Consider the following 16,794-nt stretch of genomic DNA (forward strand, 5'->3'; position numbering starts at 1 on the left):
CGGCTTGCAAGTGTGTGAACTGACACCTAGAATCGCTGTGGAAGCATGCAGTTTACCTGGAGAATTTCACAAAGATCCAGCCGACAGGATCATTGTAGCTACTGCCCGGGTCTACAGTTCAAGAGTGATTAGCAAGGACCAGAGGATCAGGAACTATCCTTATGTCCAGAGTGTCTGGTAACAGCAAGATGTCGCTGTGCTAGGCAGCATCCTTGAGTCAACGAAGTTCTCCCTTCTTTAATAAAAGAATTACGTCTCCTCGTCCCACAGGTAACAAATCCACTCAACATCCTTGCCAGAACGACCTGCACAGAATAACCTGAAGTATTCTCTCAACAATTCTTGACTTTACTGGCCTGGGTTGCTAGGGTGAAAGTGTCGCTAGGGGTGGCGGACTGAGAACCCGGCGCCGGGCCGGGTAACCCTTTGAACCTGATCTGGATAACACCAGCGTAGGGAAGCGGCAGACTCATCCAGAACCTGGTTTTTTGCCGATCCGGACTCCGTGAAACTCTCCTGCCGCTGCATCCCCACCCGCCCGGATATTTTCAAATCAGTGCCGCCGGAGCCTGAAGGTGAGTCGATTGGCTGCCACAGGTGAGGGTACTGCGGCTTGCTTGCCAAGAGCATTGACCATTGCATAGGTTTCTCTCTTCGCAGAGTCAGGAAAAACTTTAGGGCAGGCAAGAGGCTCACAACCCCTCTTGTAGCAGCGCGTTGAAGATGTATCAGGGTGTGACAAAGTGGTTTTTGTCTGGGACTAAAGGTGGCCGATATCTTTCTGCGTGTTGAACAGCTCAGCAAAGCCTTCCCCAGAAAGGGGGACACACTTCAGGTTCTGCAAAGCGTGAGCCTTGAAGCACAGAAGGGAGAGTTCATTGCCATCATAGGACCGAGCGGCTGCGGCAAGAGTACCTTTTTCAATGTCTTGGCAGGGCTTATCCCCCCGGACTACGGCCACATTTTTCTAAACGGCCAGGAGGTCCCTCATCTCCGCGGGCGGCTGGCGTACATGCAGCAGAAGGATCTGCTGCTTCCCTGGCGGAACACCCTTGACAACGCCATTCTAGGAATGGAGATCCAGGGGAAGGGGAAGCAGGAGGCCCGTCAGCAGGCACGGCAGCTCCTGAAAGTGTTTGGACTCGAGGGTTTTGCAGATCGCTATCCTCGTGAACTTTCAGGGGGCATGAGGCAGCGGCTTGCCCTGATGAGGACAATCCTGTGCAAGAAAGAGATGCTGCTGCTGGACGAGCCCTTTGGGGCCCTGGACGCCATAACCAGACGCAGTCTGCAGAAATGGCTCTTGAAGATCTGGAGTCAGTTTGGTCCCTCGGTGCTGCTGGTAACACACGATGTGGAGGAAGCGCTGCTTCTGGCTGACCGGATATATGTGATGACATCCAGGCCCGCTACCATCAAGAATTCGCTGCAAATTGATCTCGAGCGACCGCGTCGTATCACCCGGCCTGAGATGGTCGACAGCAAAGAATACCTTCTGGAGCTGCTGGAGCAAGAAAACTCGGCATACTGAGAGATGAAAGCGAAAATCATCAATGCCTTATTGCCTACAGTGATCCTGGTATTTTCGGGTCTGTGCTGGGAAGCCTCGGTACGGCTGTTCAAAATACCATCCTATGTGCTTCCCGGCCCCTGGAAGATTCTGCAGGCAATGTGGCAGCGCTTCGATCTTCTTGCCCTCAACGCCCTGGTGACTCTCACGGAGATTGCTCTGGGCTTTCTCCTGGCGCTGATCATTGGACTCTCACTGGCTGTCTTGATTCACGCCTCCAGAATCATGGAGCGAGCCTTGCTGCCGCTGGTCATTTCTTCGCAAACCATCCCGGTGTTTGCCATTGCACCCTTGTTGATATTGTGGTTCGGCTACGGCATAGGCTCCAAAGTTGTGATGACGACCATCATTGTCTTTTTTCCCATAGTTATAAATGCTGTGGAGGGTCTGAGGGCTGCCGACCCGGACACTCTTGCTCTTCTGCAAATCCTCGAGGCATCACCCACACAGATATTCTTCAAGGTGCGGGTGCCACAGGCTCTGCCTTTTGTATTTGCCGGCATCAGGATAGGTGTGGCCGTGAGCGTGATTGGGGCGGTGATTGGAGAGTGGGTTGGCGCTCGCGAAGGACTGGGATATTTGATGATCCATGCAAATGCTCAGCTCCAGGTGGAGCTTGTCTTTGCTGCCATTTTCTGGCTGTCCATCCTGGGTGTAGTTCTCTATGCCCTCGTTGGCGCTCTAGAGCGTTTGCTGGTTCCCTGGAAGAAAGATGAATCAAATGTTGTGTGAGAAAGGGCAACTGCTCTCGTGGGTCTTTTTTAGAAGTCTACTGCCTTCATAAACCGTCTGGTTGAAGGCGGGGCTGTTGTCGCCGCTTCGCTCGGGCTGCCGTCCATGGCAGCCCTCGCTGCCGATGTGCCCAGCTTCTGCAATCTTGCGCCAGCAGGCCACATAGGCCGCTATGACAATACCCCCACCTTCAACCATGCCAACATTTACCAGAAAGGAGGATGGCGATGAGAGGCATGAAAAAAGTTCTGCCAATTCTGCTCATCAGCCTGGTCTTGTGTTGGGCGCCGGCCTCGACAACAGCAGCCACAGACAAAGTAACTTGCATGCTGGACTGGTTCCCGAATCCGGATCATGCTCCGCTCTATGTGGCCCAGGCAAAGGGGTTTTTTGCCAAAGAGGGGCTGACCGTGGACATCATGGTGCCGGCCGACCCCAATGATCCCCTGAAACTTGTGGCAGCTGGGAAAGTAGATTTTGCCATAAGCTACCAGCCGAGCGTGATTACAGCCCGTTCAGAGGGACTGCCGGTGGTTTCAATAGGGGCCCTGGTACAGCATCCTCTCAGCTGTATCCTTTATCTGCAGTCGTCTGGTTTCAAGACAATTGCAGATCTCAAAGGCAAGCGGGTGGGCTACTCAGTGGAGCCCCTCTATCGTGTGCTGTTCGAGGCGGTGGCTGAAAAGGCGGGGCTCACCCCGGCCGATTACAAGATATATAGAGTAGGCTTCAATCTGGCGCCATCCCTGCTGAGCGGCAAGGTAGATGCTGTGGTGGGTGCTTTCAGGAATTACGAGGCCATTCAGATCGAGTTGGAAGGCAAGAAGGTGGGCATTTTTGCCCTGGAAGAGCATGGTATTCCTGATTTTTATGAGCTGGTTGTCATTACCAATCCCGCAGAACTGCAGACTCACTTGGACAGAGTTCGAGCCTTTATGACAGGCCTCAGGCGCGGCATTGACTTCACTGTCAGCAAACCGTCAGAGACCCTCGAGATCTTTATGAAGCTGCACCCTGATCTCAGAGACGAGCTCAATCGTCGGGCCTTTTGGGCCACCATCCCTTTTTTCAAGGGGAGTCCCCAGCAGGAAAGCTGCCGCTGGGTAAAGCTCCAGGAATTCATGCTTGCCAGAGGACTCATTCGCAAGACAACGCCGGTGAACGAGTTGATCTGGATTGGCAAGTAGGGACGAGGTCACAGTCAGTACTCCTCACCCCTAACGCGACCTGTGCCCTCGAGATAGTGGAGACAAGCCATGGAAACATATGACATTGGGTTGGTGCCCGGACCAGTTTCTGTGCCGCCAGAATTGCGGGCGGTTTATCAGGTAGACTATGGCAGTGCAGATCTTGAGGAGGATTTTTTTTCTCTCTACGAGAGCTGCCAGGAGAACCTGCGAAAAATTCTCGCCACCAGAAACCTCATTGCCATTCAAAGCGGTGAGGGGATGCTGGCTCTGTGGAGTGCACTGAAGAGTGTACTGAATCCGGGTGACCGCGTCCTGGCGGTGGCTAACGGTGTCTTCGGCTACGGCATAGCTGATATGGCTCGCCAGTTGGAGATGGAGGTGGAGGTTGTGGCTTGTGCTTACAATGAAGCGCCAGATCCCCAGGCGGTGCGCGAAACCGCCAGACGCTTCGGCCCCAGACTCGTCACTGCCGTTCACTGTGAGACCCCCAGCGGCACCCTTACGCCTGTGGCTGAACTGGGTGACATATGCCGGGAGGTAGACGCCCTGTTTTACGTGGATTTTGTCTCCAGTGGCGGCGGCGTAGAGGTGCTGGTGGACGACTGGCACATTGATCTTGGGCTTCTGGGCAGTCAAAAGGTCCTGAGTTTGCTGCCGGATCTGGCCATGGTGACCGTAAGCGAGCGGGCCTGGCAAGCGGCGGAAAAAGTAGGCTACGTGGGCTATGATGCTCTGGCTCCCTGGAAAACTGCGGTGGCTGAGCGATACTTGCCTTACACGCACAACTGGCATGCAATAGCCAGCTTGCAGCGGGCCACCGAATTGCTTCTGCAGGAGGGATTATCAGAGGTTTTCGACCGCCACCAACGCGTGGCAGCGTACTGTCGGAGGAGGTTGCAGAATATGGGCGTGGAACTTTTTTCTGTGAGGGAGGAGATTTGCTCACCCACAGTAACGGCTGCCAAGATTCCTTCTGGCTGGACCTGGGAAGATCTGGATCAGGCTCTGCGCGCCAGAGGGCTGGTGGTGGGGGGAAGTTATGGTCCCCTGGCAGGGAAGGTATTTCGCCTCGGCCACATGGGTAGCCAGGCCAAGCCTGAACTGGTGGAAAAAGGGATGGATATTCTCCAGGAGACAATCCATCGCTGATATGCTGGTGGCCAGCAAGGTCAGGCCGTTCCATTGCTGGTTTGAAACACTTCGTTTATGGGAAGTTTCTTCTAGATGACGGAATACCCGCCGCAATTTGAACTTTCCCTCGAGGTTTTCAGACAGCTGAAGCAAAGGGCGCAGGTAATCGCCCTTGTCTCTTGCCATGGTGATAAAATCGGCAAGCCGGCGTGACACCTGGACCTCTACAGTTCCTATCCACAAGGACTCTCCAGCATCTTGCAACTGAACGTCTGTCGGCCACATACGCAAGACCCAGCGCTCGTTTCCATGTTCCTGGACGAGTAGGGTGCTTTCCAGACGGCCCTCCTGAAGATTCGGCAAAAGAGGCAGCTCCTGGATGGTGGTGTGGGGAGAAAGCATATTCAGCAAGACTTTCAAATTAATTGACGCTGGACGTTGCCAGCCATGAGCAAGGAGAAACTGGCTCAGATCTTTCAGTGAGCCGGCCCACTGGATGGTGAGGGGTTGTTCTCCTTTGCCTTGCAGGTCTGTCCTCCTGGGGGGAAGTCCTTGCCAGCCGCTTGCCCACCATGTCTGCAATTTCATCAGCTGCACTGGATGACGCTGACTATACAGGCCCAGATCTTTCTGGTGTCTGTCCGCCACGTGCCAGGATCCTACCGTCACAAAGACCACCAGCGTTGCCAGCCCTAGGATTTGCCGCGGCACTGTTTCGTGCCCTCCTCTGATATAGAAGATGCCCATGAGAGCAAGCCAGGCTGAGGCCAGCAGAAAGCCGCCAAGCACGTCGGAAAGCCAGTGAACTCCCAGGTAGAGACGTGAAAAGGCAATGGCAAGAGTGAGCAGGCCAGCAGCTGCCACGAGGAACCAGCGCCAGAAGTTCTGCAGGTCTCTGGCAATCAAGAGGACGAAGAAGCCATATATGATAATATTCATGGTTGTATGACCGCTGGGGAATCCGAAGGCGGTGGTACCATGATACAAGGTTACAGGCCTGGGCAGATGGAGGAGCCATTTTAGCAAGCGGACAATGCAAAAACCGCCTGCTGCCGTGAGTATCCAGTAGAATGCAGCCCGATAGCAGCGCCAGGACAGCAAGATCAGGGAAATTACCGCGGCCACGCTGAAAGTGACCAGTTTATCGCCAAGTTCAGTGACAACCACAAAGAAGTGATCCGCCCATGGGGTCCGCAGAGACTGGAAGAAATGAAGAACTGCCTGATCCACCTGCACTAGTGGATCTCTGGCCAGAACAGCTTGCAAGACCCCCAGAAATCCCCAGGTGGCAAGCAGCAGCACTGCGAGTAGAAAGAGAACAACAAACTCCTCTCCTTTCTGGCGCAGTAGGAGGAAGGAAAGAGCCCGTTTTACAGGAAGCAACACCACAAAGACGGGCTCTTTTTTTGTGAGCCAAGCTCTCAGGGAAGCGAGCCAACGCGGCCCCAGGTGAGCAGTCAGACGGACGAGCTGACGGCAAAGCCAGATAGAAAACCAGACAAGGGTGACAACAAGAAGAATGAGCACAGTCAGACGGGCGCTCACCGCACCGGCAAGGGTCAGGGAGGCTCCAAAAAAGACGCCGGGAACCACGTAGGCGAAGGCCCAACCAATGGCTGAGAGGATATTGACCAGGGTAAATTTCAGGGGCTGCATGCCCAGCATGCCGGCGACGATGGGGATTACGGGCCGCACCGGACCGACGAAACGACCAAAGAGTATGCTTTTACCACCGTGGCGGTGGAAAAAGGTTTCTCCTCGAGACAACATTTGGGGATGACGCTTGAATGGCCAGATGTCCAGCAAACGATGCTGGTAGTGGCGGCCAAGCCAGTAGCTGATGCCATCTCCGGCAATAGCTCCAAGTGTGGCCACTACCAGAGTGGGCTTCAGGGCGAGGCTGCCGGTGGCAATAATGGCACCCACCCCAAACATGAGCACAGTTCCGGGGACCAGCAGTCCCACAAAGGCGAGCGATTCTGAAAGGGCAATAAGAAAAATCGTCCCGTAGGCAAAGTGAGGATGATGCGCAACGAATGTGAGAAAATTTGTCACAGACATGGGATGCACGTCTCATGCAGGCTAGGTCGAGCTGTCTTCAGGCCTGCTGGTCGACCTTGAGGCTGGTGCTTCGTATTGCTGGATGGCCTTGTGGGCCATATGGATTACACCAGCCATCACCACGATACACACTGTGAGAGTTGAAAATACTGCAACATCGTGCAGCAAGTAATGCTGAGCGACTCCGCCAGCCAGTTTGGCAATATGCTTGGCAGCATAGCCAATATAGGTCATGTAAAAAAAATTTGGCACCATACCGATGCACCCCAGAAGAAATGTGCGGTAGTCGACGCCCGAGACGGAAAGGATACTGCTCAACAGATTGGCATTCATGGGAGTAAGTCGGAGCAAGAGTTGCAAACGCACGCTTTTTTGCCGGGCAGTGGCTCGGACAGCTGCGAATCTGGGGTGCTTTGCTATGATCTTGTCGATTCGCTTCCGGAAGAAGCGACCTGAAAGGTAAAAGGCGATTGACGAAGCCATGACTCCGCCCACTGTCATGATTACTGTGCCCCAGAAAATGCCGAACATAGCACCCGCACCAAGCCCAAACAACGGCTGGGGCACGCCGAACATGCTGGAGCAAATCAGGAGCAGGATGAAGACAGCAGGTCCTGATACCGGGTGGGCCTGGATCCACTTTTCGACTGGTGGGATATAAGTGCCCACATAACGGCCGATGCCGGCGAACACGGCAAGACCCAGGGCGATGGCGACCACATGCCTGGCTATTTTCCACGCCAGTTTATGGTCGTTGAAGAAAGGGAGCGATAATTTCATACGAATTTCACAGACAGTGGTAGCGATCACTCCAGAAAGCAGTTGCTGAAACCAGATCCGTTTTTAGGCTAGGACTAGCCCGGAAATTCCTTAATGCAGAGCACTGCAGGGCTGTGATCACCAATATAGCGGTCCTTCCTTGGTTGCCCAGAGTGATTCTTTGGGAGAACTCGGCACAGGCGTATTGTGCGGTTTACCGTTGCCTTTGACTTCGACTCTATTTCCAAATGTACGAGACATGAATCTACTTTCCGGCGCAGATTTTTGCAAGGGCCGCACAGTGCAAGAATTGTCTGGTCACAGAGCAAATTCCCAGGGTCAAGTATTTCGATTTTTAACAATATCACTCATAATATTTTTGTGGTGGTTTTGACTCGGCATCAACATCTTCCGTAAACGTGTAGGGGTGAATACGTGGGTATCAAAGAGCGATCTAGAGAACGGAAAGAACGACTGGTTGCCCACAGAGCTAGAAATTTCGAAGAAGCAGAGCAATGGGATCTGGAATTCTGGCAAAGCCAATCTCCTGAGCAACGGTTGTCTGCCCTGGTAGAAATTCATAAAGAGGTCATGAAGGTCAGGAACGCAGCAGATGATGATCACGGAAGGAACGAAGAGGCCTGACTCGTGATGCTCGGCTCGAGCATCAATAGTAGTCCACCTTCGTCAGCGGCTAATCAATGAAAAAAGTCTGTTGTTACTCCCCTCTATTCAGCAACTCTTCCCCTGCTACCTACTCGGGGCATCCATGGCGCAGCGAAATCCCACTTCTTCAAAAGCTTCCCAGGGATGCCGGAGCAGTATGGCTGGCAGAGCACCGCCTTTTTCGGGAGTATTCCAGTGCCAACCCAGGACGACATAGCTGGTCTTTGCTTTTTTCCCAGTGGTGGATTTGACTATGGTTCCAACACCCCATTCCCCAATGTCCGCATTTAAACCCCGAATCCCATAAACGTTCGGTTCGCCCAGAATGACGGGGGTGGGCAAAAAGGCCGAATCTCTGGATTCTCCAGGCGGTGCTGCACTTTTGCCATGCATCTTGTCCATCATGTTCATCATCATGTCCATGTCTTGCCAAGACTGCCCCTGAGCACCTTGCGGCGGCAATGCCTTTTCGCTGCCGCTCCTTTCCCCTGCTGCAAATAGCCACTCCACTTCAGTGGGCAATCTTCTGCCATAAAAACTGGCGTAGGCAGCAGCTCCATATGCTGTAACGCGAAGTACGGGAGATGCTGCATAGCCGGGATCATTCAATTGAAACTTGCCATCCCGAAACACTATAGGTTCGTATCCCCCGAGCACTTCACCAAGGAGCAGCCAGATGGTTCCATCTTCATGGCGGACTACTCCTCCCTTTATCTGGAGTTTGCCAAGGTCATAATGATTCAGGAACTCCACATACTGGTGATTCGTCACCTGTGTTTCATCCATGTAAAAGGGAGCCACATTTACTGACTTGCCCTGCGCCGACTGCAGATATACGGGCAGAACGAGGCTGCCGCCAGGGACCAGCCGCAGAGTGACCCCATCTTTGCCCTGTAACTTCAGCGGCAGGGAGCCTTGCTGGTCGGCGAGGGGAGTGCTCGGTCCACTCTCTTCACCCGCCTGCATCGGCGCAGTATCGTGCAGCGAAGGCTGCAGTTCGCCTGCTGGCTGTTTATTCTGGTTATAGAACACAAATATGCCGGTGCCCACGAGCCCGACAATAATAAGTGAGAGCATCACTGCTATAAGCTGCCTGTTCCAGCCAGCTGTTTCCGCTGCTGTGCTCGTTGTTAAAGGGGTGGCGGAGGCGCTCACCTCACCGTCGAGCACCTCCAGGAGGGCCTGTTTGAAGACTGCCACAGAGGAGATTCTGTCTTCTCTTTCTTCTGCAGTGGCATTCTGGATGATCTTGTCCAGTTCTTGCAGGAAGATTGTTTCCGTATTGGCCAACTTCACAGATTTGAAGGGAAGGGAGTCGGCGGGTTGCTTGCCGCTGACGGCTTCATAAAGGATCTTGCCCAGAGAATAGATGTCGGCTCGCTGGTCCGTACTCTTCAGATCAAAAAAGTGTTCTGGTGACATATAAGGCGGCGTTCCTTTGACATCTACGGAACGGGTTACGGGACGTAGACGAGATGACCGTGCCAGGCCGAGATCAGCAATCTTGGGAGTGCGGCCATCCAGCAAGACATTTTCTGGCTTCAGGTCGCGGTGAACTATGCCCATCTCGTGTATGGCCTGCACGCCATCGAGCACAGGCAGGAAATAGTCCCGTATCCAGTCCTTGATTGCTTCCTCATCAGGATAGAAGCCTTCCTGCGAAAAAGTGAATCGCAGAGTTGCACCTGGAATGTATTCCATAACAATATATTCGACATGGAGCTCTGCTCCATTTTTTTCTATGTCTGCGGAGCCGTAGTCATAGATTTGCACGACATTAGGATGGCGGATCTGGGCCATCAACTGAACCTCCCGGAGGAAGCGTTTGAGGGCATCCTGGATCTCTTCCGTATCGCCGTCGAGAGAGCGCAGCCATTGCTGGGAAATGATCTTGATGGCCACATCACGCTTCAGATTGAGCTGATGTGCCTGGTAGACCTCGCCCATGCCTCCCTTGCCAATGAGCTCGAGAATTACCCATTTGTCACTGAGTACTGTGCCAATCTGGAGAAGACCTTTCTGATTGCTCATAATGATGCCATTTCCTCAGGCTTTACGTTCATTGGCTAATTTTCTCTTCCTGAATCTACACTCTGCCATACATTTATGCAAGAGGTTCGCAACAGACCAGAAGTCTGACACAAATATGTATTCTTGATATTTTCAGTTGTTATTTGCAGAGTATATGAATAGCAAGATTGGCATATTGGCGGCCCCTTGTTGGGCGGTCAGGCGTTCCGCCGCTATTATTTGGGGAGAGGTGCGAGGAGATGGTGGAAAGGTGAGATTGAGAAAGGGCCGTACGGCCCTTTCTGGTTGTTTGCATAAGGTTGTGAAGTTCTAGCGGTGTCCGCCACCGCCACCGCCGCCTCCTCCTCCAGAGCCGCCGCCATGGTCGCCGCCGCCGTGGTCACCGCTCTCGGAGCCGCCGTGGTCACCACTGTCGGAGCCGCCGCCACCGCCGTTGCCATGACCGCCACCTCCAGCAGAATGGCCTCCCATTTCACCACCATGGCTCCCTCCCATGCCACTGTGGCTGCCTCCCATGTCACTGTCTGACATGCTGCTGTGGCTCATGCCGGCAAAGCCGCGAGGGTTGTGGTGCATGCCGGATGCAGCAGCCATGCCGAGTCCAAGACCATAGCTCCCGGAGCGCATGGCAGTCATGCCGTGCTTGGGTGCGGTTCTATCATTCATCTGGCGCCTGGTGGCTTCTTGAAGTTCACGGGTTCTGAAACGATTTCGCTGCCGTTCGACCAGATTAGTGGGGCTGGCTGATGCCTTGTGCCTGGGGCCAAGACCCAGGATGCTGGGATGCATTCCCAATTCCTGACAAATTTGTCCCCACCCGAGTCCTGCCTGCCGCATGGCAGCAATATCGGTCCGGGTGACGCCGGCCACAAGTGCCAGGTTGCGCTCCATCTCTTGTTCTGCCAGACGATTGCGTTTGCGGGCCACTTCTACTGCCTGCTCGTCTCCATTGACCCTGGCCTGCTTCAGTTCCTGACTCGTCTGCTCGACGGTTTGCCTTGCCCTGACCAATTGGGGAAGCGGCTCAACGTCTTCATTTTGAGCCCAGGCAGGAAGCGACGCCATTGCCAGAAGCATTGTCAAGAGCAAGACAAAGTATGTTCTTGGTGTGATACCGTGGTCCAAGACAGAAGTACGCATGTGATTCTCCTCTCTTCTTCTGTTAGTTTGCCTGTCTGCATATGGAAACGGCCGTTCATTGATATATACGCAGCCACTGGCTGAGGGTCACTTGATAATTCGTGGGTGAACGAGCTGACTTTTTGTTTTCTTGATTTTCTGTCATTTTTTCAAGGTAAGCAAAGATACTGACTGGTCCAGAAAGAAGACTTTTTTGTTCACTGCAACTCTTTCTGCTTTGCCATAACCTCCCGTAGACAGGCGAGAAGGTAAAATACCGGGGTAATTCCTCAGAAGGAACTCTTTCACCGCTTTGGCCCTGGCCAATGCCAGAGAGCTGTTTCCTTTGTGGTAGGCTGCTATTTTTAGTTGGATCTTTTTGTTTATACTGAGAATTGAGCCAACGACTCTCAGTGAGGTCTGACTTTGGGGGAGGAGCTCTGTGCTCCCTGGAGCAAAGGCAATACGCTGTAAAGTAATCCGCCGGTAACCAATAGTATAATTGCGGTATGAAAAATCTCCGTGGCTGTTCAGATGATCAACAGCTTGCAGGGCCCACTTGCCTTCAGGATAATGCTGCAAGTATGCTTTCCAGGCTTTGATCTCCTTGTCTGTTTTTTGCAACCCTGCAAGGGCAAGTCCTTTATTGTACAGAGCCTCAGGATTGTTCCGGTCTTCCAGGAGCACTTTATCATATTGCCGCAAGGCTGCTTGCCATTGTCCATTGTCAAGGTAGTTGTGTCCAAGATACAGTCTTGCTGGCACATGGCCACTGTCTGCCCGAAGAGCCATTTGATAGCTTGATCGTTCCTTGGCAAAATCCCTTACTGCCCAGTAAGCCACTCCCAGCCAGAAGTAGTAATCTGCATTATCGTTTTGCAGTCGAGCAGCTTTGCGCAAGTATGGCAGAGCCTGTTCTGGTTTCTCCAGTGCTAGATAGAAACGGCCGAGGTAATAATTACTCCAGGGATCGTTTGGATTTTGCGCCAGAACCTTCTTGGTCTCCTGGATTCCTTCCAGGTAGCGTTCGTTTTTCAAATACCAGCTGCCCTTCATCCGAGCACAGCTCCCCATAACCAATACCAGACTGAAGAGTAATATACTGATTTTTCTAGACATTAGTTCTCTTACTCCCATCACATTTGCAAAGAAAAGAAAGGCAGCCCCCATGAGCAACCTGGTTTTGTGGCCAGGGCGAAGACATATCGCCCTGGAGCAGGAAAGCGCCTGCTGCCAGGGGCCGACGGCTCTACTTGATCTGCCCTCCTCTGGCAGGTCCGTGACGCATATCTCGAGAGGTAAAGCCTATGGTGGTCATGAAGTCTCGCATGGGACGTTCCTGTTCAAGGGCTTCACTGGCAGCTGCTGCGATCTTATGGTCGCTGATTCCCCGCTTCCTGGCCGCGGACACCACCCTGGCAAGGTATGTCCATGGCTGCGTAAAGCTCTGATGACTGAGACCGGTATAGAGTACATCCCTGGCCAGGGTCGCATCGTAATTGATCTGTCTGAGAAGAGCGAAGACTTCCACAGCTCTCGCCAGCATGGGAGGCGGTGCAACAGGCGCAGACGTAATGAATTCTTGAAGTTCTTGCCGAGTAAGGCCGGCATCGAGACTTGTTACCAGGCGGGTGAAGTCGTCAGCAGAAAGCCTGCTGCCACTCTTGGCGGCATCTGTGTTCATGAATATCTGGCGCACAAAACGGTAGTCGCCACACTTTTGCCGCAGAACACGGATTATGACCTCAGGAGGGACATGTTTGACGAGGCCTTCTTCCACCTTGGCAGCAAGGGGAGCTACCGGTATGTCTTCCTGCTGCGCCTCTCGAAGAATAACCAGCAGAGCGGCCAAGTCTTTGTTGGGAAGACTGTGATCACTGGCAGCTGCAAGCACTCTTTTGAGAATGGCTTCAGGAACGCCACTGGCCCGGGTCTGTTCGAGGGAAACAATTGTCTGACTGTCCAGGGGCTCTGCCAGGGTAACGGCAGCTCCGCCAAAAAGAAACATCAGAGGCAGCAGGAACAGAACCGAGGTTCTTCCTCTAAATAGCCTGATTGCCATTCTTTGTGGCAAATAGTATGGAGTTTTTGTTGCCAAATCCATCTCTCTGGTAAAATTGCGCCTTGGGGTCCGGGACCACAACCTTGCCGTCCACCAGAAAGGCATATTCGTAGCGTCCCACTGGCAGGTGGACTTCGATGGTCCACACACCTTCCTGGGGTTTGGCGTTCATCTTGAACCCATTGGGGTTCCACTGGTTGAACGTACCTATCAGGCTCACGGTGTGGGCCCGAGGGTAGTGGAAGGCGAACACTACGGGTACCAGTTGCTGCTTTCCTCCATCTATGGCCATGGGGCCGCGACTGCCAGAATAGAAATAGAATGTCAGCAGCAAAGCGGCGAACAGCGCAGCTGCCGCAGGAATGAGTCTGATGGGCGAAACAGTGATCGATCGAGGTTTGCTGAGCCATTGCAGGAGACGCTGCCGGCGAGACAGTTTTTTTTCTTTGACCGCCTGCAAGATCTCGTCAACAAGATCCGTTGGAGGCTGCCGATCAGGCATGGTCTTCAACATCCAGACCAGAGACGAGAAATCCTCCTGCAGGTTGTCGCCTGTATCCTTGTCCAGGGCAATGTCCATTTTTTCAGATGGTGGTCTGTCCGGAAACTTTTTTTTCTTTGGCATCAGCCACCTCCTTCAGGCAGCCGCGAAGCATTTCCAGTCCGCGACTGATACGCATTTTTGCAGCACTGATGGAAATGCTCAAGGCCTCGGCAATTTCTCGCACGGCCAGCTCCTCGTGATAACGAAGAACAAGGGCTTCTCTGTAGAGCAGGGGAAGCGTCCCCAGGGCCTCTTCCAATCGCAGGTAGTCAATGCTGTCGCAGACATTTTGCTGTTGTTCACCATGAAAACGGCAGTTGGATAGTTGCTCAAGCGCTTTGTCAGTGTGTCTGTTGATGCTCCTGTTTGTTCTTCGCCCATAGTCTCTGGCCACGTTCAAGCTGATGGTGTAGAGCCAGGGGAAAAACTTTCTTCCCCTGTGAAAGCGTGGCAAATTCTCATAGGTCCTGACAAATGCCTCCTGGGTCAACTCAGCGGCCTCCTCAGCCGAACCGGTTGCTCGGAACATAAGGTTATAGATGGGCTTTTGGTAACGTTCTATGAGATCCGCAAAGGAGTCAACATCTCCGGCCAACACCTGCTCGATCACCCGCTGGTCGTCATTCGTATTCATGTGGAAAACGCCATATTTCCAGCCAAGTTTCCATTCACAAGTGCTTCTTTAGCGCAACGTCAGCTCGATCACTCCCGTTTTGACCCTGGGGGATGTTACCAGAGTCAGCAAACCTCTGCTCGAGCCACTGCGGCCGGTGTTGTGCATTTATGACTCAGGAAACTCTTGTACCGTCCATTCGGGGTTTGTTCTAAAAGGAGGTAGCTCCTCCAAAGCCCATGCTGTTCCGGGTTGTCCCTGGCTGAATTCGCTCTTCTTATTGTTTATTTACGCTGCACCCAAATCTTTGGTCACATTCTTTGCTCGCTTTGCTGCCATGCCGAACGCCACGACAGATTATCCTTTAATGATTTCACTGACAAGGCAGAATACTGTTTCGCCGTCCAGGGGGAGCTCGAGGACATCATCGATGCCGAACTCTCTGGCAACCAGCAGCAGAGCCTTCTTGCCATTGTTTACGCCGATGATCCTGACGGCAGGCTCTTTCTGTCTGGCAGCAATAGCCAGGGCCAGACCACTAATGCCGTTGAGAACGAGCTCCGTAACAATAAGCTGATAGACAGTCCCCCGGGCGATCAATCTTAGCGCTTCGACGCCGCTGCTGGCCACATCAACAGCACAGCCCAGCCGCTCCAGGGCAGAACTTACCTCAATTCCATGATAAACGTCACTGGCTACTACCAGTGCTCTCTTGACGGTTGCCGCCATGCCATACCTCCATGTCTGAATAGCAACCTGATAGTCTGCTTTTCATTCTTATATAGCTGCTCATTTGCCTTTGCAGCACAGTGGAACACCTGTGCAGTTACTATTCGCAGAGCAGAACTGACTCGGGTCATTGTTGCTGTTTTGCCTCCCCGTATCCAGGCTCGCTTCTGCTCGAATTCACGCCTGAGTGAGCGGCCTGGCAAGTAAGCCAGACTTCTCAGGCATCCCCTGCCTGGAAGAGAGCGTAGAGATTGACGATTATAGTACCGCCAAGGACAAGAGGGGCAAGGAGCATGCCAGATTGCAGGGAGTGTTCAACCGAGGCCCTTTTCTGGAGTCAACAAGGAAGATGATTGCTTGAAGATATCTGCTTTTGCAGGGATCTTGCCCAACGCAACCAGAGAGAGACAAGTTCGAGGCCATTTTCCCCGCAGACACCTGACAGACGGTTGTGCATAAAATATTCACATCCGCAGCTGTGGCCAGGAGAGCAACTGTGCAAAAATTTTTCAGCAATCTCAGTTGCTTTTTCTCAAAGGTAATATCGTTCTCAGAGTCACACCTTTCCCCTGGTTTTGCCGAGTTTCCAAGCGTCCCTGGTGTGCTTCGGTTATCTTTTTTACTATGGCAAGTCCCAGACCAATTCCTTCTTTTTTAGTAGTAAAAAATGGCCGAAAAATTTCTTTTTGCAGGTCAGCAGGTATACCACAACCACAATCGCTCACGTCTATAATCAAGCTTTCATCGTCTAGAAAAGCACTCACCTTGACAACGAGGTGCTCAGCCCGTTTGCTGGAGTTCAACACCCTGGAGGATTCGCAAGCCATTCAAAATCACCAACAGGGATGCTCCCATATCAGCTCCCACGGCCATCCACAAGGTGGCAAAACCGGGAATTGCCAGGGCGATAAAAACTGCTTTGGTGAGGAGCGAAAAAGCGATGTTCTGTTTGATGGTTCGTAATGTTTTCCGGCTCAACCGTCTTACCAGGGGCAATCTGGAGAGATCGTCAGTCATGAGGGCAATGTCTGCTGTCTCCAGAGCTGTATCGGTGCCTATAGTACCCATGGCAATGCCTACACTGGCCACGGCCAATGCCGGGGCATCGTTGACCCCATCGCCGACCATGGCCACCTTGCCCCACTCATGCATCAACTCTTTGACCACGGCTGCCTTGTCCTCCGGCATCAACTCTGCCCGGTAGTCATCTATGGGCAGGGATCTGGCGATGGCTGCAGCTGTTCCTCTGTTGTCTCCTGTGAGCATTATAATCCTTTCGATGCCGTCTGCTTTGAGTTGTTGCAGAGCCATGCGGCTCTCTTGCCGGACCTCGTCAGCAATGGCCACAATGCCCAGGGCCCTCTCCTGGTTGGCCAGAATAACAGCGGTTTTTCTCTGTTCTTGTAAAGCCGACAGTACGTTATCAATTTCAGCGTCGCACTTTCTCTGCTCTTCCAGGAGGCGGTGGTTGCCAATGTAGAAGAGATGTCCTTCAATGTTTGCTTGTGCCCCTTTGCCTGGGATAGCTTGAAAGTCTTCAGGCCTCGGATACTGAAGCCCTTTCCGCTCTGCTTCTTCGACAATCGC

General features: G+C 53.0%; 17 protein-coding genes and 1 riboswitch. Of the genes, 5 read left to right on the top strand and 12 right to left on the bottom strand.

The annotated features are described in order from the left end of the window. From JRI89_12535 to JRI89_12545, 3 genes are all read left to right on the top strand, one after another. On the top strand, window positions 1–181 hold a 181-nt coding region (locus JRI89_12535), incomplete at its 5' end, for a PIN domain-containing protein (GenBank protein ID MBW2072064.1). A 192-nt stretch (window positions 182–373) separates the two neighbouring features. After that, a riboswitch (TPP riboswitch) is annotated at window positions 374–476 on the top strand. 290 nt (window positions 477–766) lie between these two features. After that, the gene (locus tag JRI89_12540; protein MBW2072065.1) at window positions 767–1,531 is read left to right on the top strand and encodes an ABC transporter ATP-binding protein; all 765 of its coding nucleotides are present in this window, start codon (window positions 767–769) and stop codon (window positions 1,529–1,531) included. Between the two features lie 3 nt (window positions 1,532–1,534). After that, window positions 1,535–2,302, top strand: a complete 768-nt coding sequence (locus JRI89_12545; protein ID MBW2072066.1) for an ABC transporter permease — start codon at window positions 1,535–1,537, stop codon at window positions 2,300–2,302. Here JRI89_12545 and JRI89_12550 read toward each other — a convergent pair. Beyond that, a complete protein-coding gene (locus JRI89_12550; GenBank protein MBW2072067.1) occupies window positions 2,288–2,500 on the bottom strand; it encodes a hypothetical protein in 213 nt (70 codons plus the stop codon). The genes JRI89_12545 and JRI89_12550 overlap by 15 nt on opposite strands. Before the next feature lie 29 nt (window positions 2,501–2,529). On the opposite strand from JRI89_12550, the gene JRI89_12555 reads away from it, so the two are divergent. Next, window positions 2,530–3,489: an ABC transporter substrate-binding protein gene (locus tag JRI89_12555; protein MBW2072068.1), complete on the top strand. Its 960-nt coding sequence runs from the start codon at window positions 2,530–2,532 to the stop codon at window positions 3,487–3,489. 945 nt (window positions 3,490–4,434) lie between these two features. On the opposite strand, the gene JRI89_12560 is transcribed toward JRI89_12555, so the two are convergent. Then, complete coding sequence (locus tag JRI89_12560; protein MBW2072069.1) at window positions 4,435–6,684, bottom strand: VTT domain-containing protein; 2,250 nt, start codon at window positions 6,682–6,684, stop codon at window positions 4,435–4,437. 21 nt (window positions 6,685–6,705) lie between these two features. Next, window positions 6,706–7,464 (bottom strand): TVP38/TMEM64 family protein, encoded by a 759-nt coding sequence (locus tag JRI89_12565; protein ID MBW2072070.1) that lies wholly within the window; start codon window positions 7,462–7,464, stop codon window positions 6,706–6,708. A 414-nt stretch (window positions 7,465–7,878) separates the two neighbouring features. Here JRI89_12565 and JRI89_12570 point away from each other — a divergent pair, with 414 nt between their 5' ends. After that, window positions 7,879–8,088, top strand: a complete 210-nt coding sequence (locus JRI89_12570) for a hypothetical protein (GenBank protein ID MBW2072071.1) — start codon at window positions 7,879–7,881, stop codon at window positions 8,086–8,088. 105 nt (window positions 8,089–8,193) lie between these two features. Here JRI89_12570 and JRI89_12575 read toward each other — a convergent pair whose 3' ends face one another. The 9 genes from JRI89_12575 to JRI89_12615 form a co-directional block, all read right to left on the bottom strand. Continuing rightward, a complete protein-coding gene (locus JRI89_12575; GenBank protein MBW2072072.1) occupies window positions 8,194–10,140 on the bottom strand; it encodes a protein kinase in 1,947 nt (648 codons plus the stop codon). Window positions 10,141–10,449: 309 nt separating this feature from the next. Then, window positions 10,450–11,280, bottom strand: a complete 831-nt coding sequence (locus tag JRI89_12580; GenBank protein ID MBW2072073.1) for a hypothetical protein — start codon at window positions 11,278–11,280, stop codon at window positions 10,450–10,452. A 141-nt stretch (window positions 11,281–11,421) separates the two neighbouring features. After that, a complete protein-coding gene (locus JRI89_12585; GenBank protein ID MBW2072074.1) occupies window positions 11,422–12,378 on the bottom strand; it encodes a tetratricopeptide repeat protein in 957 nt (318 codons plus the stop codon). A 130-nt stretch (window positions 12,379–12,508) separates the two neighbouring features. Then, entirely contained in the window at window positions 12,509–13,267 is a 759-nt protein-coding gene (locus JRI89_12590; protein MBW2072075.1) for a hypothetical protein, read from the bottom strand. A 34-nt stretch (window positions 13,268–13,301) separates the two neighbouring features. Continuing rightward, on the bottom strand, window positions 13,302–13,946 hold the full coding sequence (locus JRI89_12595) for an isoamylase early set domain-containing protein (protein ID MBW2072076.1): 645 nt from the start codon (window positions 13,944–13,946) through the stop codon (window positions 13,302–13,304). After that, a complete protein-coding gene (locus JRI89_12600) occupies window positions 13,906–14,499 on the bottom strand; it encodes an RNA polymerase sigma factor (protein ID MBW2072077.1) in 594 nt (197 codons plus the stop codon). Before JRI89_12600 ends, JRI89_12595 begins: the two co-directional genes overlap by 41 nt. Window positions 14,500–14,835: 336 nt before the next feature. Next, complete coding sequence (locus JRI89_12605; protein ID MBW2072078.1) at window positions 14,836–15,207, bottom strand: response regulator; 372 nt, start codon at window positions 15,205–15,207, stop codon at window positions 14,836–14,838. Between the two features lie 518 nt (window positions 15,208–15,725). Beyond that, a complete protein-coding gene (locus JRI89_12610) occupies window positions 15,726–16,034 on the bottom strand; it encodes a hypothetical protein (protein MBW2072079.1) in 309 nt (102 codons plus the stop codon). Then, the coding region (locus tag JRI89_12615; GenBank protein ID MBW2072080.1) for an HAD-IC family P-type ATPase at window positions 15,988–16,794 on the bottom strand (807 nt) is incomplete at its 5' end. The genes JRI89_12615 and JRI89_12610, both read right to left, overlap by 47 nt.

The sequence above is a fragment of the Deltaproteobacteria bacterium genome, assembly GCA_019309045.1.
Taxonomy (GTDB): Bacteria; Desulfobacterota; Syntrophobacteria; order BM002; family BM002; genus JAFDGZ01.

What these genes read in the sequence shown, in the direction of transcription:
- JRI89_12545 (MBW2072066.1), top strand. Translation starts at nt 1,535, where the DNA reads ATGAAAGCGAAAATCATCAATGCCTTATTGCCTACAGTGATCCTGGTA.
- JRI89_12550 (MBW2072067.1), bottom strand. Translation starts at nt 2,500, where the DNA reads ATGGTTGAAGGTGGGGGTATTGTCATAGCGGCCTATGTGGCCTGCTGG.
- JRI89_12555 (MBW2072068.1), top strand. Translation starts at nt 2,530, where the DNA reads ATGAGAGGCATGAAAAAAGTTCTGCCAATTCTGCTCATCAGCCTGGTC.
- JRI89_12560 (MBW2072069.1), bottom strand. Translation starts at nt 6,684, where the DNA reads ATGTCTGTGACAAATTTTCTCACATTCGTTGCGCATCATCCTCACTTT.
- JRI89_12565 (MBW2072070.1), bottom strand. Translation starts at nt 7,464, where the DNA reads ATGAAATTATCGCTCCCTTTCTTCAACGACCATAAACTGGCGTGGAAA.
- JRI89_12575 (MBW2072072.1), bottom strand. Translation starts at nt 10,140, where the DNA reads ATGAGCAATCAGAAAGGTCTTCTCCAGATTGGCACAGTACTCAGTGAC.
- JRI89_12580 (MBW2072073.1), bottom strand. Translation starts at nt 11,280, where the DNA reads ATGCGTACTTCTGTCTTGGACCACGGTATCACACCAAGAACATACTTT.
- JRI89_12585 (MBW2072074.1), bottom strand. Translation starts at nt 12,378, where the DNA reads ATGTCTAGAAAAATCAGTATATTACTCTTCAGTCTGGTATTGGTTATG.
- JRI89_12590 (MBW2072075.1), bottom strand. Translation starts at nt 13,267, where the DNA reads ATGTTTCTTTTTGGCGGAGCTGCCGTTACCCTGGCAGAGCCCCTGGAC.
- JRI89_12595 (MBW2072076.1), bottom strand. Translation starts at nt 13,946, where the DNA reads ATGCCAAAGAAAAAAAAGTTTCCGGACAGACCACCATCTGAAAAAATG.
- JRI89_12600 (MBW2072077.1), bottom strand. Translation starts at nt 14,499, where the DNA reads ATGAATACGAATGACGACCAGCGGGTGATCGAGCAGGTGTTGGCCGGA.
- JRI89_12605 (MBW2072078.1), bottom strand. Translation starts at nt 15,207, where the DNA reads ATGGCGGCAACCGTCAAGAGAGCACTGGTAGTAGCCAGTGACGTTTAT.
- JRI89_12610 (MBW2072079.1), bottom strand. Translation starts at nt 16,034, where the DNA reads ATGGCTTGCGAATCCTCCAGGGTGTTGAACTCCAGCAAACGGGCTGAG.